Annotated in this window: 10 protein-coding genes; 9 read left to right on the forward strand and 1 reads right to left on the reverse strand. The window is 60.6% G+C overall.

Going from position 1 to position 12,807, the window contains the following annotated elements:
• Positions 1 to 276 precede the first annotated feature (276 nt).
• From ACW4PC_RS11470 to lysS, 3 genes are all read left to right on the forward strand, one after another.
• Positions 277 to 2,046, forward strand: coding sequence for an SLC13 family permease (locus ACW4PC_RS11470; RefSeq protein WP_455873903.1), 1,770 nt, complete (start codon positions 277 to 279; stop codon positions 2,044 to 2,046).
• Between the two features lie 192 nt (positions 2,047 to 2,238).
• A complete protein-coding gene (gene gltX, locus ACW4PC_RS11475) occupies positions 2,239 to 3,696 on the forward strand; it encodes a glutamate--tRNA ligase (protein WP_455873904.1) in 1,458 nt (485 codons plus the stop codon).
• A 16-nt stretch (positions 3,697 to 3,712) separates the two neighbouring features.
• On the forward strand, positions 3,713 to 5,209 hold the full coding sequence (lysS, locus tag ACW4PC_RS11480; protein WP_455873905.1) for a lysine--tRNA ligase: 1,497 nt from the start codon (positions 3,713 to 3,715) through the stop codon (positions 5,207 to 5,209).
• 55 nt (positions 5,210 to 5,264) lie between these two features.
• On the opposite strand, the gene ACW4PC_RS11485 is transcribed toward lysS, so the two are convergent.
• Complete coding sequence (locus ACW4PC_RS11485; RefSeq protein ID WP_455873906.1) at positions 5,265 to 5,954, reverse strand: hypothetical protein; 690 nt, start codon at positions 5,952 to 5,954, stop codon at positions 5,265 to 5,267.
• A gap of 181 nt (positions 5,955 to 6,135) precedes the next feature.
• Here ACW4PC_RS11485 and ACW4PC_RS11490 point away from each other — a divergent pair, with 181 nt between their 5' ends.
• From ACW4PC_RS11490 to ACW4PC_RS11515, 6 genes are all read left to right on the forward strand, one after another.
• Positions 6,136 to 7,044 (forward strand): LysR family transcriptional regulator, encoded by a 909-nt coding sequence (locus ACW4PC_RS11490; protein WP_455873907.1) that lies wholly within the window; start codon positions 6,136 to 6,138, stop codon positions 7,042 to 7,044.
• Between the two features lie 121 nt (positions 7,045 to 7,165).
• A complete protein-coding gene (locus tag ACW4PC_RS11495; RefSeq protein WP_455873908.1) occupies positions 7,166 to 8,326 on the forward strand; it encodes an ABC transporter substrate-binding protein in 1,161 nt (386 codons plus the stop codon).
• A 198-nt stretch (positions 8,327 to 8,524) separates the two neighbouring features.
• The gene (locus ACW4PC_RS11500) at positions 8,525 to 9,511 is read left to right on the forward strand and encodes an ABC transporter ATP-binding protein (RefSeq protein ID WP_455873909.1); all 987 of its coding nucleotides are present in this window, start codon (positions 8,525 to 8,527) and stop codon (positions 9,509 to 9,511) included.
• Positions 9,508 to 10,476 carry an ABC transporter permease gene (locus tag ACW4PC_RS11505; RefSeq protein ID WP_455873910.1) on the forward strand — a complete coding sequence of 323 codons (969 nt, stop codon included), beginning with the start codon at positions 9,508 to 9,510 and terminating at the stop codon, positions 10,474 to 10,476. The genes ACW4PC_RS11500 and ACW4PC_RS11505 overlap by 4 nt, the downstream gene beginning before the upstream one ends.
• Positions 10,466 to 11,281, forward strand: coding sequence for an ABC transporter permease (locus ACW4PC_RS11510; protein WP_455873911.1), 816 nt, complete (start codon positions 10,466 to 10,468; stop codon positions 11,279 to 11,281). The genes ACW4PC_RS11505 and ACW4PC_RS11510 overlap by 11 nt, the downstream gene beginning before the upstream one ends.
• A 13-nt stretch (positions 11,282 to 11,294) precedes the next feature.
• Positions 11,295 to 12,722 (forward strand): gamma-aminobutyraldehyde dehydrogenase, encoded by a 1,428-nt coding sequence (locus tag ACW4PC_RS11515; RefSeq protein WP_455873912.1) that lies wholly within the window; start codon positions 11,295 to 11,297, stop codon positions 12,720 to 12,722.
• The last annotated feature ends 85 nt before the right edge of the window (positions 12,723 to 12,807 follow it).

The following is a 12,807-nucleotide window of genomic DNA, read 5'->3' on the forward strand; positions in this document are numbered from 1 at the left end:
AAACGCGCCCTTTGCTTTTTGTTCAGGCCGCTCCCCTGGCGAGTTCCCTGTGATCGCCGAAACCAGCCGCTGATCGTCTCCCGTGATGTCCGGCGCGAAACGGGCGGCGCCCGCCCGAATGGGCGCGTATCGAACGATACCTCCGGCGAGATGCTGGAAATGACCATTTGCGCCCGGCGAGGTGACGGATAGGAACTTTGCATCCTGCATGACATTGATTGGTCCAGGAAAGCGTACAAGTATCATCCGGCAATCAGCCCAAACTTCCGGACCGGTATGACGACCGAACAGATCCTTTCCTTCGGCGTGATCGGCCTGATGATGGCAATCTTCATCTGGGACCGGTTCCGTTACGACATTGTGGCCTCTTGCGCCCTCGTTCTTGCGGTTGCAGCCGGTCTCGTTCCTTTCGGCAAGGCATTTTCCGGCTTCGGAGACGACATCGTCATCATCGTCGGCAGCGCCCTCGTCGTCAGCACCGGGGTCGCCCGCTCGGGGATCGTCGACATGGCGATCAAGCGCTTCTTTCCCAATCTGGACAAGCCGCATCTCCAACTCGCCCTGTTGCTTATCGTTGTTGCGGTGCTCTCTGCCTTCATCAAGAATATCGGCGCTTTGGCGATCATGATTTCGGTCGCCTTCCAGTTCGCCAGGAAAACCGGCAAATCACCATCGCTCTATTTGATGCCGATGAGTTTTGCTGCGCTGCTCGGCGGCTTGATGACGCAGATAGGCACTTCGCCCAACATCGTCGTATCGCGATTGCGCGAGGAGATCACCGGTGCGCCCTTCACCATGTTCGATTTCACGCCTGTCGGCGCGACCCTGACCCTTGTCGGCGTCGTCTTCTTGATCTTCTTCCATTGGCTGGTGCCGGAACGGCAGAACGAGAATCCGTCGCTCGAGGAGGCGCTCGACCTCAAAACCTATTTTTCGGAGGCGACGGTTGTCGAAGGATCGAGCTTCGACGGCAAGAAGCTGAACGAACTCCTGCAACTCGGCGACGGCGAAGTCGTGGCGACGGCGATCCTGCGCGGCCACTCCCGCATGTCGCCTTTTCCCGACGTGATGCTGAAGGCCGGTGATACGATATTGCTGGAAGGCGTGCCGGATGCACTCGATCGCGTGGTGACCCATGCGAAGCTGAAGCTCTCCGGAAAGCCCATCCCGGAAGCGCGGGCGCAAGGCAATCTCGTGTCGATCGAGGCCGTCATTACCGCGGAATCGATGCTGATCGGCCTTTCCGCGCGCCAGCTCTCGCTGTGGAACCGGCGGCGGGTCAACCTGCTCGCCGTCAGTCGCCAGGGCCACAAGCTCACCGAGCGGCTGAGCGAGGTGACGCTTCGGGCCGGCGACGTTCTCCTACTTCAGGGAAGCCGCAGGAACCTGCCTGCCTTTCTGCAGGAATTTTCCTGCCTTCCGCTTGCCCAACGTGACATCATGCTTGGCACGCCACGCCGAGGTTATGTGCCCCTTCTGATCCTCGCCGCCGCCATGGGCGTGACTGCCGCGGGCCTCACGCCGGTTTCGGTCGCCTTTTTCTGCGCAGCGCTGGCCATGGTCGTCTTTCGCGTGATCCCGCTCGTCGATGTCTATAAGTCGCTCGATGCGCCGATCCTGATCATGCTTGCAGCACTGATCCCGGTATCCGATACGCTCCGGACCACGGGCGGCAGCGATCTGATTGCCGGATGGCTCGGCGATTTCGCTGCCCAGATGCCGCCATTCGGCGCGCTGGCGTTGATGCTGGTGACCGCCATGGCAGTGACGCCATTCCTCAATAATGCCGCCACAGTCCTTGTCATGGGACCGATCGCGGCGAGTTTCGCTGAGGCCCTCCATTACAAACCGGAAGCTTTCCTGATGGCGGTTGCCATTGGCGCCGGCTGCGACTTCCTCACGCCAATCGGCCATCAATGCAATACGCTGGTTTTCGGCCCCGGCGGCTACCGCTTCAGCGATTACCCTCGCCTGGGCCTGCCGCTATCCTTCATCATCATCGTGGTGAGCGTGCCCGTGCTTCTTAATGTTTGGCCTGCGCTTTGAGTGCCCGGCGCCCATTTTCCTTGACGTGCGCGGTCGAATATGGCCTTAAGGCCAGCCAAACGGACAATCGGCGGATGAAGTGGGCAGAATGCCCTTATCCGGCCGGTTTCCTGATCCAGTGATCTGCATTCTTCCCGCCGAACGTCGCTTTCGCAGGAAAGCCGTCCGGCATTCATTTGACGGGCACATAAAATGACAGCTTCCGGCGTCCGCGTCCGAATCGCTCCCTCGCCGACTGGCGAGCCGCATGTCGGGACCGCTTACATCGCTCTCTTCAATTATCTTTTCGCCAAGAAAAACGGCGGCGAGTTCATTTTGCGCATCGAGGATACCGATGCTACGCGCTCGACCCCGGAATTCGAAAAGAAGGTCCTGGATGCGCTGAAATGGTGCGGCCTGCAGTGGTCGGAAGGCCCCGACATCGGCGGGCCTTATGGCCCGTACCGCCAGAGCGACCGCAAGCATATCTACGGCGAGTATGTCGAAAGGATCGTTGCTGCCGGCCACGGTTTCCGCTGTTTCTGCACGCCGGAGCGTCTGGAAAAGATGCGCGAGGCGCAACGCGCCGCAAACCTGCCGCCAAAATATGACGGCCACTGCCTGAGCCTCTCGGCAGAAGAAGTCACCTCGCGCATCGCGGCAGGCGAACCCTCTGTCGTGCGCATGAAGATCCCCGCCGAAGGCTCCTGCAAGTTCACCGACGGGGTCTATGGCGACGTGGAAATCCCGTGGGATGCGGTCGACATGCAAGTCCTCTTGAAGGCCGACGGCATGCCGACCTATCACATGGCAAACGTCGTTGACGACCACCTGATGAAGATCACCCATGTCGCCCGCGGCGAGGAATGGCTGGCTTCGGTTCCAAAGCACATCCTGATCTACCGGTATCTCGGCCTCGAGCCACCGGTGTTCATGCACCTGTCGCTGATGCGCAATGCCGACAAGTCAAAGCTTTCGAAGCGCAAGAACCCGACCTCGATCTCCTATTACACCGCGCTCGGCTATATCCCCGAGGCGCTGATGAACTTCCTCGGCCTCTTTTTCGTCCAGATCGCTGAAGGCGACGAGCTGATGACGATGGACGAGCTCGCCGAAAAATTCGATCCGGAGAACCTCTCCAAGGCGGGCGCGATCTTCGACATCCAGAAGCTCGATTGGCTGAACGGCCGCTGGATCCGCGAGAAGCTTTCGGAAGAAGAGTTCCAGCATCGCGTCCTGCAGTGGGCGATGGAAAACGATCGCCTGAGGGCCGGTCTTGCGCTCTCGCAGTCGCGCATCTCCAAGCTTGGCGAACTGCCGGACCTCACGGGCTTCCTGTTCAAGTCGGACCTGAACCTTGATCCATCCGCCTTCGTCAAGATCAAGTCGCCGCCGGAAGAGATTCTGGAAATCCTCAACACGGTGCAGCCGGACCTCGAAAAGATCCTTGAATGGAACGTCGAGTTGATCGAAGCCGAGCTGCGCGCCGTTGCCGATCGCATGGGCAAGAAGCTGAAGGTAGTCGTCGCACCGCTTTTCGTCGCCGTCTCCGGCTCATCGCGCTCGCTGCCGCTCTTCGATTCCATGGCGATCCTCGGCCGCGCCGTCGTACGCCAGCGCCTGAAACTGGCGTCCCAGGCGGTCGCCTCCCTCGTCGGCCCGAAGAATTGAACCGGACGTTTGCATCATGACTGAAAAGACCGAAACAGCGACCCTTTCCTCCGACGCAACGGAAGTCCGCGCCCAGAAGCTGAAGCTGCTGCGCGAACAGGTCGGCGATGTCTATCCGGCGCATTTCCACCGGACGATCACCAATGCCGAACTCGCTGCGAAATACGAGGGCCTGGAGCCGGACACCGAGACACAAGATGTCGTCACCGTCGCCGGCCGCGTCTATTCCTCGCGCAACTCCGGCATGTTCATGGACATCCATGACGCTTCGGCCAAGATCCAGATCTTCAGCCACAAGGACACGACGCCGGAAGAGGCGCGCGCCCTGCTGCCGATGATCGACATCGGCGACATCATCGGTGTGACCGGCGTGGTGCGCCGCACCAAGCGCGGCGAACTGACGATCAACGCACAGCAGATCACCATGCTGACCAAGTCGCTTTTGCCGATGCCCGAGAAGTGGCATGGCCTCTCCGACATCGAGCTGCGCTACCGCAAGCGTCACCTCGACATCATGACCAACGAGGAATCGAAGCTCCGTTTCCAGCAGCGTTCGAAGATTGTCTCCGGCATCCGCCGCTTCATGGAGAATGACGGCTTCATGGAAGTCGAGACGCCAATGCTGCAGTCGGTCTACGGCGGTGCGACGGCCGAACCCTTCAAGACGCATCACAACACGCTCAAGCTCGACATGTACCTGCGCATCGCGCCGGAACTGTTCTTGAAGCGCACGCTGGTTTCGGGTCTCACCGACAAGGTCTTCGAAATCAACCGCAACTTCCGCAACGAAGGCGTCTCGACAAGGCACAATCCCGAATTCACCATGATGGAGTGCTACTGGGCCTATGCCGACTACGAGGACATGATGGACCTCGTCGAACGCATGTTCGCCGAGCTTGCCATTTCGGTCCATGGCAGCACGGAATTCACTTTCGTCGACAAGCAGATCTCCTTCAAAGGCCCGTTCCGCCGTGTGCCGATGCCTGACGCCGTCAAGGAAGCGACCGGCATCGACTTTCTGGCGATCAAGACCGACGAGGAAGCCCGCGCCGCCACGAAGGCCGCCGGTTTCGAAATCGAGAAGGACGCAACCTGGGGCGAATGCCTGGCCTTCATCTTCGAGGAGAAGGTTGAAAGCACGCTGATCCAGCCCGCTCACGTCACGCATTTCCCGAAGGACATCTCGCCCTTCGCCAAGGAAGTGCCGGGCGAGCCGCGCCTTGTCGAGCGTTTCGAGACCTATTGCAACGCCTGGGAACTCGGCAACGCCTTCTCCGAACTCAACGATCCAGAAGAGCAGCGCAAGCGCATGGTCGAACAGCTGGAGCAGGCTCACGCGCGCGGCGAAAAGGAAAAACAGCTGGACGAGGAATTTCTGGACGCAATCGACCAGGGCATGCCGCCCGCCGGCGGTCTCGGCATCGGCGTCGATCGGCTGATCATGCTGCTCACGAATTCCCCCTCGATCCGCGACATCATCCTCTTCCCGGCCCGCCGCAGTAAGGCGGACTGAGCAGAATTCAAAAGGCCTACGGCCGATGGTCGTCCGCCTTTCGCATGCCCAATGATCAATGGCCGGAGGCAGGAGCAGCCTTGCTGCCTTCTGGCGGAGAAACGCCTTCGCCTTCCGGTGGTGCATCCCCTTCGCCGGCTTTTTCGTTGCCCTCGCCTGCGGTTGCAGCGACAGCCGTCGGATCAATGCAATCGGAGCGTTGCTTGAACGAGGCGTTCAGCGCCTGGATTTCGTCGTCCGGCAAATCGATGCGCTCGCCGAAAAACAGGCCGTTCTCGCTCGCCTGACCATCGTAATAGCGGGCAGTATAGGGCTTGCCGTTCAGCCCTTCGACCAATTGGTCGGGATGCGGGATATAAACCACATCGGCGCCGATCGCCCTGCCGCGAATATCCGAACGCAGCGTTGGACCGTTTTCATCGAGGACCACGACCTGTACCAGATCGGGCCTTTCTTGCGCGTAAATGGCTTGCGCCACGCGGAGCGCCGTCTTGACCCGTGTCATGCCGTCCGTCGGCTCGGTCTTGATGTATTTGCGAATCCAGACGCGATCCTGCTTCTTGATGGTCACCAGGTTGACATCGGTGCAGGAGACACCGTTCGCCTCTTCCAACACCTGGCCGATGATGTTGTCTTTGCCGATATAAAGGGCAACACCGCCGGAAGCGCCTATAAACAAGGCCATTCCGCCGATCACGATCACCAATTTCCGGGAGGGCCGGAAGATGTGCAGTAAGGCCTTCACGCCAACTGCTCCGCCATCGAAAAAACTCCAACGCAATACATGCGAGTGAAGCTAGTCAAACGACGTTTCGGAATGCTTAAGTGGTCTTTCGAGAAACATACCAATTCGGGCTAAAGACCAAAAAAGGTCCACCACCCGAGGTGCTTGCTATGATCCGTTTGGCCGTGCTCTAAAAACACGCATGGCCTTCACCCTTCGCCAGATCCAGTATTTCGTCGCCGTTGCCGAGCAGGGTTCGGTGACGCGCGCCGCGCAGAACCTTTCCATCTCGCAATCCTCGGTCACAGAAGCGCTGAAGGAGCTGGAAACCGACCTCGGCGTCGAACTCTTCGAACGCCACCCGCGCGGCCTGACGATCACGCACAACGGTCACCAGTTCCTCCGACATGCGACAAAAATTTTAGCCAGCGTCTCCGATGCCCGCGCCAGTTTTTCCAGCTTGCAAAGCGCTCTTTCCGGAACATTGAATATCGGCGTCACCTCGCTCGTCGCAGGCTATGTTCTCTCCGATCTTCTGGCGCGATACCGCCGTGCCTGCCCCGGTGTGGAGGTCAGTGCAATCGAAGACAATGGCGGCTATCTGGAGCATCTCTTGGTCGGCGGTGAACTCGATGTCGCGGTCATGGTAATCTCCAACCTGCGCGACCGCATGGCGCTGCAGGCGGAGATCCTCGAAACCTCGCCCTATCGTCTCTGGCTGCCGATGGGCCACCCGTTGGTTTCGGCCGACATCATCTCGGTTGCCGACATTGCCCGCGAGCCGCTGATCATGCTGACGGTCGATGAGATCGAGGAGAACACCGGCAAGCTGCTGTCAGCGCTCGGCGCCCGCCCGCATGTCGCCTTCCGCACCCGGTCGGTGGAAGCCGTGCGCAGTCTCGTCGCAACAGGCGCCGGCGTCGCGCTGCTTCCCGATCTCGTCTACCGCCCCTGGTCGCTGGAAGGCGACCGGATCGAAAGCCGCGATGTCTCCGGTTCATTGCCAGTCGTCCAGGTCGGCATGGTCTGGCGCAAGGGTTCCAGCCTGCCGCAAGCGGCGCGAGATTTCATCGGCATTGCGGAAGCGATGCGATCGGGCCGTGCGCGATGACGATATCGGAATTTCCGATATCGTCATTCTGATAAATGAATTTGCGAAACCGGATATTTCAGCGCACCTTTCAGCAGGGAACAAAATGCCGCAACAAGCGGCACAAACCGGGAGACAGACGATGAAGTACCTTCTGAAATCGTGCACTGCTGCCCTCGCAAGCTTGAGCTTCGTGACGCAGGTGGCTGCTGCCGAACCGTTGAAGGCCTTGGACAAGGGTGAGGGTGCGGTCAGCATCGTCGCCTGGGCCGGCTATATCGAGCGCGGCGAAACCGACAAGAATTACGACTGGGTCACCGATTTTGAAAAGAAGACCGGCTGCAAGGTTTCCGTGAAGACGGCGGCGACCTCGGATGAAATGGTGGCGCTGATGAACGAAGGTGGCTTCGATCTCGTCACCGCTTCGGGCGATGCTTCGCTGCGTCTCGTTGCGGGCAAGCGCGTGCAGCCGATCAATACCGATCTCATTCCGAGCTTCAAAAACCTCGACGAACGCCTCCAGAGCGCCCCGTGGCATACCGTCGGGGGCGTCCACTACGGCGTGCCCTATCTGTGGGGGCCGAACGTTTTGATGTACAACACCGATGCCTTCAAGGATAAGGCCCCGACCAGCTGGAAGGTGGTATTCGAAGAAGAAACGCTGCCTGATGGCAAGTCCAACAAGGGCCGCGTCCAGGCCTATGACGGGCCGATCTACGTCGCCGATGCTGCCATGTATCTGATGGCCCACAAGCCTGATCTCGGTATCAAGGATCCCTACGAACTCAATGAAGACCAGTATAAGGCAGCCCTCGATCTGCTGCGCGGCCAGCGCAAGCTCGTCTCCCGCTACTGGCATGACGCGATGATCCAGATCGACGATTTCAAGAACGAAGGCGTCGTCGCATCCGGCTCCTGGCCGTTCCAGGTGAACCTGATGCAGGCCGACAAGCAGAAGATCGCCTCGACCTTCCCCGAGGAAGGCGTCACCGGCTGGGCCGACACGACAATGCTTCATGCCGACAGCGAGCATCCGAACTGCGCCTATATGTGGATGGACCATTCCCTGTCCGCCAAGGTCCAGGGTGATGCCGCCGCCTGGTTCGGTGCCGTCCCCTCCGTTCCGGCAGCATGCAAGGGCAACCAACTGCTGACCGATACCGGCTGCACCACCAACGGCTTCGACCACTTCGACAAGATCAAATTCTGGAAGACACCTGTTGCCAAATGCACGACGCAGAGTGAATGCGTGCCGTATCATCGCTGGGTGTCGGACTATATCGGCGTGATCGGCGGGCGGTAGTCAACACCCAGGCAGAATGATTGCCACTCACCCTCTCCCACACGCAGGGCGAGGGGACATGCCCCAAGACCTCTCGCCGCTATCCGAAACGCCCCGAGGGGCGAGAGCATCGCCGCGAGTCCCCTTTGCAGCGCGCTTGCGGCGAGAAGGTGCCCGGCAGGGAGGATGAGGGGCATCATGTATAACTCGGAGACCCCAATGACCCCCGCCGTCCGTTTCCAGCAGGTTTCGCGCCATTTCGGCCAGGTTCGCGCCGTCGACGGTGTCGATCTCGAAATCGCACCGGGCGAGTTCTTCGCGATGCTCGGTCCGTCGGGCTCCGGAAAGACGACCTGCCTGCGTCTGATTGCCGGCTTCGAACAGCCGACGGATGGGCATATCGAGATTTTCGGAGAAACGGCAGACGGTGTCCCGCCCTACCGCCGCAACGTCAACACCGTCTTCCAGGACTACGCGCTCTTCCCGCATCTCAACATCCTCGACAACGTTGCCTACGGGCTGATGGTCAAGGGCATCGGGAAGGCAGAGCGCAGCAAGGCGGCCGAACAGGCGCTGGAACTGGTGAAACTTCCGGGCTACGGCGCCCGCCGCCCCGGCCAGCTCTCCGGCGGCCAGCGGCAGCGCGTGGCACTCGCCCGCGCGCTCGTCAACAAGCCGAAGGTCCTGCTGCTCGACGAGCCGCTTGGCGCGCTTGATCTGAAGCTGCGGGAGCAGATGCAGGAAGAATTGAAGAGCCTTCAGCGCGCACTCGGCATCACCTTCGTCTTTGTCACCCACGATCAGGGCGAGGCGCTCTCCATGGCAGACCGCGTCGCTGTCTTCAACAACGGCGGCATCGTGCAGGAGGGTACGCCGCAGGATATCTACCGCCGTCCGAGGACACGCTTCGTCGCCGATTTCGTGGGTTCCTCGAATGTCATCGCGCCAGATGTAATGACGTCGCTGGGCGGCGAAAAGCGCTGGGCAAGCCTGCGCCCCGAGGCGATCCATCTCTCCGGCGACGGCATGGAGGCGGCGGTCGAAAACACCAGTTTCCTTGGCGCCGCGACTCGCCTGACGGTCGGCATGAGGGGCACACGCCTGCATGTCACACTACCCGCAGGTGCCGATGTGCCGGATATCGGAGCCAGCGTGCGCCTCGCTTGGCAGCCGGCCGACGTGCATTACATGGACGGTGCGGCATGACAGCGCTCGCCCTGACAAAGCCTGGCGTTACGACCTCCATCTTGCCCGGCCGCGGCGGATTCTTCGGTGGATTGTCGGACGCTTTCTGGCGCCATCCGAAGCTACTGCTTTTGCTGATGCTGACGCCGCCACTGCTGTGGCTCGGCATCATCTATATCGGCTCGCTGATCGCACTGCTGCTGCAGAGTTTCTTCTCGATCGACGATTTTTCCGGCTTGATCAATTACGAGTTCACGCTCGCGACCTATGCCGAGCTTCTGAACCCCGCCAATTTCGACATCATCGTCCGTACCGTCGTCATGGCGGTCATGGTGACGATCGCATCCGCCGTCATCGCCTTCCCAGTCGCCTACTACGCCGCGCGCTATGCGCAGGGAAAGTGGAAGGCGTTTTTCTATCTCGGTGTCATGCTGCCGCTCTGGTCGAGCTATCTCGTCAAGGTTTACGCCTGGAAGTTGATCCTCGCCAAGGAAGGCATCCTCACCTGGATTTTCGCCAACCTGCATCTCTCATGGCTACTCGACGCCATTCTCACGCTGCCGGTCGTTGGCGGCAATTCGCTTTCGGTGAGCTATCTCGGAACCTTCGTCGTTTTCGTCTATATCTGGCTGCCCTACATGATCCTGCCGACGCAGGCCGCTCTCGAGCGCGTGCCTGCAAACCTGATCGAGGCCGCCTCCGATCTCGGCGCCACGCCGGGCCAGACCTTCCGCACGGTGCTGTTCCCGCTCGCGCTGCCCGGCATCGTCGCCGGCTCGATCTTCACTTTCTCGCTGACCCTCGGCGATTACATCATCCCGCAGATCATCGGTTCTTCCCGCCTCTTCATCGGCCAGGCGGTCTATGCGCAGCAGGGCACCGCCGGTAACGTGCCGCTCGCCGCCGCCTTCTCCGTCGTGCCGATCGTCATCATGGCCATCTATCTCTGGCTTGCAAAAAAACAGGGGGCCTTCGATGCGCTCTGACCGAGGACACCGATCTCCTCTCCCCCTGAAGATCGCAGCCGCGAGCGGCCTGCTTTTCCTGCATCTGCCGATCCTTTTGATCTTCGTCTATGCATTCACCACCGAGGAGAAGAGCTACCAGTGGCCGCCGCCGGGGCTGACGACGCAGTGGTTCGTCGTGGCCTGGAACCGGCCTGACGTCTGGGCAGCCCTCGGCCTTTCTGTGCAAGTCGCCTGCATCGCCACCGCTATCGCCCTGGTGCTCGGCACGCTTTGTGCTGCCGCCGTCAGCCAGACGAAGTTCTTCGGCCGCGAGGTCATCTCTTTACTCGTCATTCTGCCGATCGCCCTTCCCGGTATCATTACCGGCATTGCGCTGCGCTCGGCCTTCAGCCTGTTCGACATCCCGTTCTCGGTCTGGACGATCGTGCTTGGCCACGCCACCTTCTGCGTCGTGGTCGTCTACAACAATGCGGTCGCCCGCTTCCGCCGCACCTCCGGTTCATTGATCGAAGCTTCGATGGACCTCGGCGCCGACGGCTTCCAGACCTTCCGGCACGTCATCCTGCCGAATATCGGCACCGCGCTGCTTGCCGGCGGCATGCTTGCCTTCGCGCTCTCCTTCGACGAAGTCATCGTCACCACCTTCACCGGCGGCCAGCAATCGACGCTGCCGATCTGGATGCTCGAAGAACTCATCCGCCCGCGCCAGCGCCCGGTCACCAACGTGGTCGCCATGGCCGTCGTGCTCGTCACCTTCCTGCCGATCCTGGCAGCCTACTACCTCACCCGCGACGGCGACCAGATCGCCGGAGCCGGCAAATAAAAGGGAGAACATCATGGACACCCAGATGCTGATTGGATCCCGCTTCGAAACGGGCACGGAAACGGAAGAGCACATCCTGAACCCGAAGACGGGTGAGACGGTGCTGAATCTGCCGGAAGCCTCGTTCGGCCAGATCGATGCCGCTGTGGAAGCCGCCGGGAAGGCTTTCAAGCGCTGGTCGCAGACGACACCTGCCGAACGCTCCGGCTATCTGCTGAAGATCGCCGATGCCATAGAGAAAGACGGACAGGGCTTTGCCACGCTCGAAGCACTGAACTGCGGCAAGCCGATCAACGCCGTGCTCAACGATGAAATCCCGGCGATCGTCGATTGCTACCGTTTCTTCGCGGGCGCTGTCCGCAACCTGCAAGGTCCGGTCTCCGGCGAATACCTGCCTGGTCACACCTCGATGATCCGCCGCGACGCAATCGGCATCGTCGGCTCGATCGCGCCCTGGAATTATCCACTGATGATGATGGCCTGGAAGCTGGCACCCGCGATCGCCGGCGGCAACACCGTCGTCTTCAAGCCTTCCGAACAAACGCCGTTGACGGCTCTGAAGATGGCGAAACTGCTCGCTGACATCCTGCCCGAGGGCGTCGTCAACGTCATCCTCGGTCGCGGAGAAAGTGTCGGCAATGCGCTGATCAACCACCCGAAGATCGCCATGGTCTCGATCACCGGCGATGTTGCGACCGGCAAGAAGGTGCTGCAGGCGGCCGCCAAGTCCGTCAAGCGCACGCATCTGGAACTTGGCGGCAAGGCCCCCGTCATCGTCTTCGACGACGCCGACATCGATGCGGTCGTCGCAGGCATCCGCACCTTCGGTTACTACAACGCTGGCCAGGACTGCACCGCCGCCTGCCGGATCTATGCTGACGCCAAGGTCTACGACAGGTTCGTCGCCGATCTCTCCTCGGCGGTTTCCTCGATTAAGTTCAACCAGGCCGAGGACACTGAAAACGAGATCGGCCCGCTGATCTCCAAGCGCCAGCGCGACCGCGTCGAAAGCTTCGTCACCCGCGCTGCCGAGCACAAGCACATGGAAATTACTACCGGCGGCAAGACCTCAGGCGACAAGGGCTTCTTCTTCACGCCAACCGTCATCGCCGGAGCCACACAGGACGACGAGATAGTCCGCCGCGAAGTCTTCGGCCCGGTCGTCTCCGTGACGCGCTTCACCGACGTCGAGGATGCCGTCGCTTGGGCGAACGACAGCGACTATGGCCTTGCCTCCTCCGTCTGGACCAAGGACATCAGCTGTGGCATGAAGACGGCCGCGCGCCTGCAATATGGCTGCACTTGGATCAACACGCACTTCATGCTGGTCAACGAAATGCCGCATGGCGGTCTCAAGCAATCCGGCTACGGCAAGGACATGTCCGTCTATGCGCTAGAGGATTACACCGCCGTCCGGCACGTGATGATCAATCATGGTTGAGTAATTCCGACCAGTATCAGTTGTGATCAAGACCGTCGCAGACAACTGCGGCGGAACAATTTGGTCTTTCCTGCGTCCTCTTCCG

The sequence above is a fragment of the Rhizobium yanglingense genome, assembly GCF_977109285.1.

Coding starts and splice junctions, on each gene's coding strand:
- ACW4PC_RS11470 (WP_455873903.1), top strand. CDS start 277: ATGACGACCGAACAGATCCTTTCCTTCGGCGTGATCGGCCTGATGATG.
- gltX (WP_455873904.1), top strand. CDS start 2,239: ATGACAGCTTCCGGCGTCCGCGTCCGAATCGCTCCCTCGCCGACTGGC.
- lysS (WP_455873905.1), top strand. CDS start 3,713: ATGACTGAAAAGACCGAAACAGCGACCCTTTCCTCCGACGCAACGGAA.
- ACW4PC_RS11490 (WP_455873907.1), top strand. CDS start 6,136: ATGGCCTTCACCCTTCGCCAGATCCAGTATTTCGTCGCCGTTGCCGAG.
- ACW4PC_RS11495 (WP_455873908.1), top strand. CDS start 7,166: ATGAAGTACCTTCTGAAATCGTGCACTGCTGCCCTCGCAAGCTTGAGC.
- ACW4PC_RS11500 (WP_455873909.1), top strand. CDS start 8,525: ATGACCCCCGCCGTCCGTTTCCAGCAGGTTTCGCGCCATTTCGGCCAG.
- ACW4PC_RS11505 (WP_455873910.1), top strand. CDS start 9,508: ATGACAGCGCTCGCCCTGACAAAGCCTGGCGTTACGACCTCCATCTTG.
- ACW4PC_RS11510 (WP_455873911.1), top strand. CDS start 10,466: ATGCGCTCTGACCGAGGACACCGATCTCCTCTCCCCCTGAAGATCGCA.
- ACW4PC_RS11515 (WP_455873912.1), top strand. CDS start 11,295: ATGGACACCCAGATGCTGATTGGATCCCGCTTCGAAACGGGCACGGAA.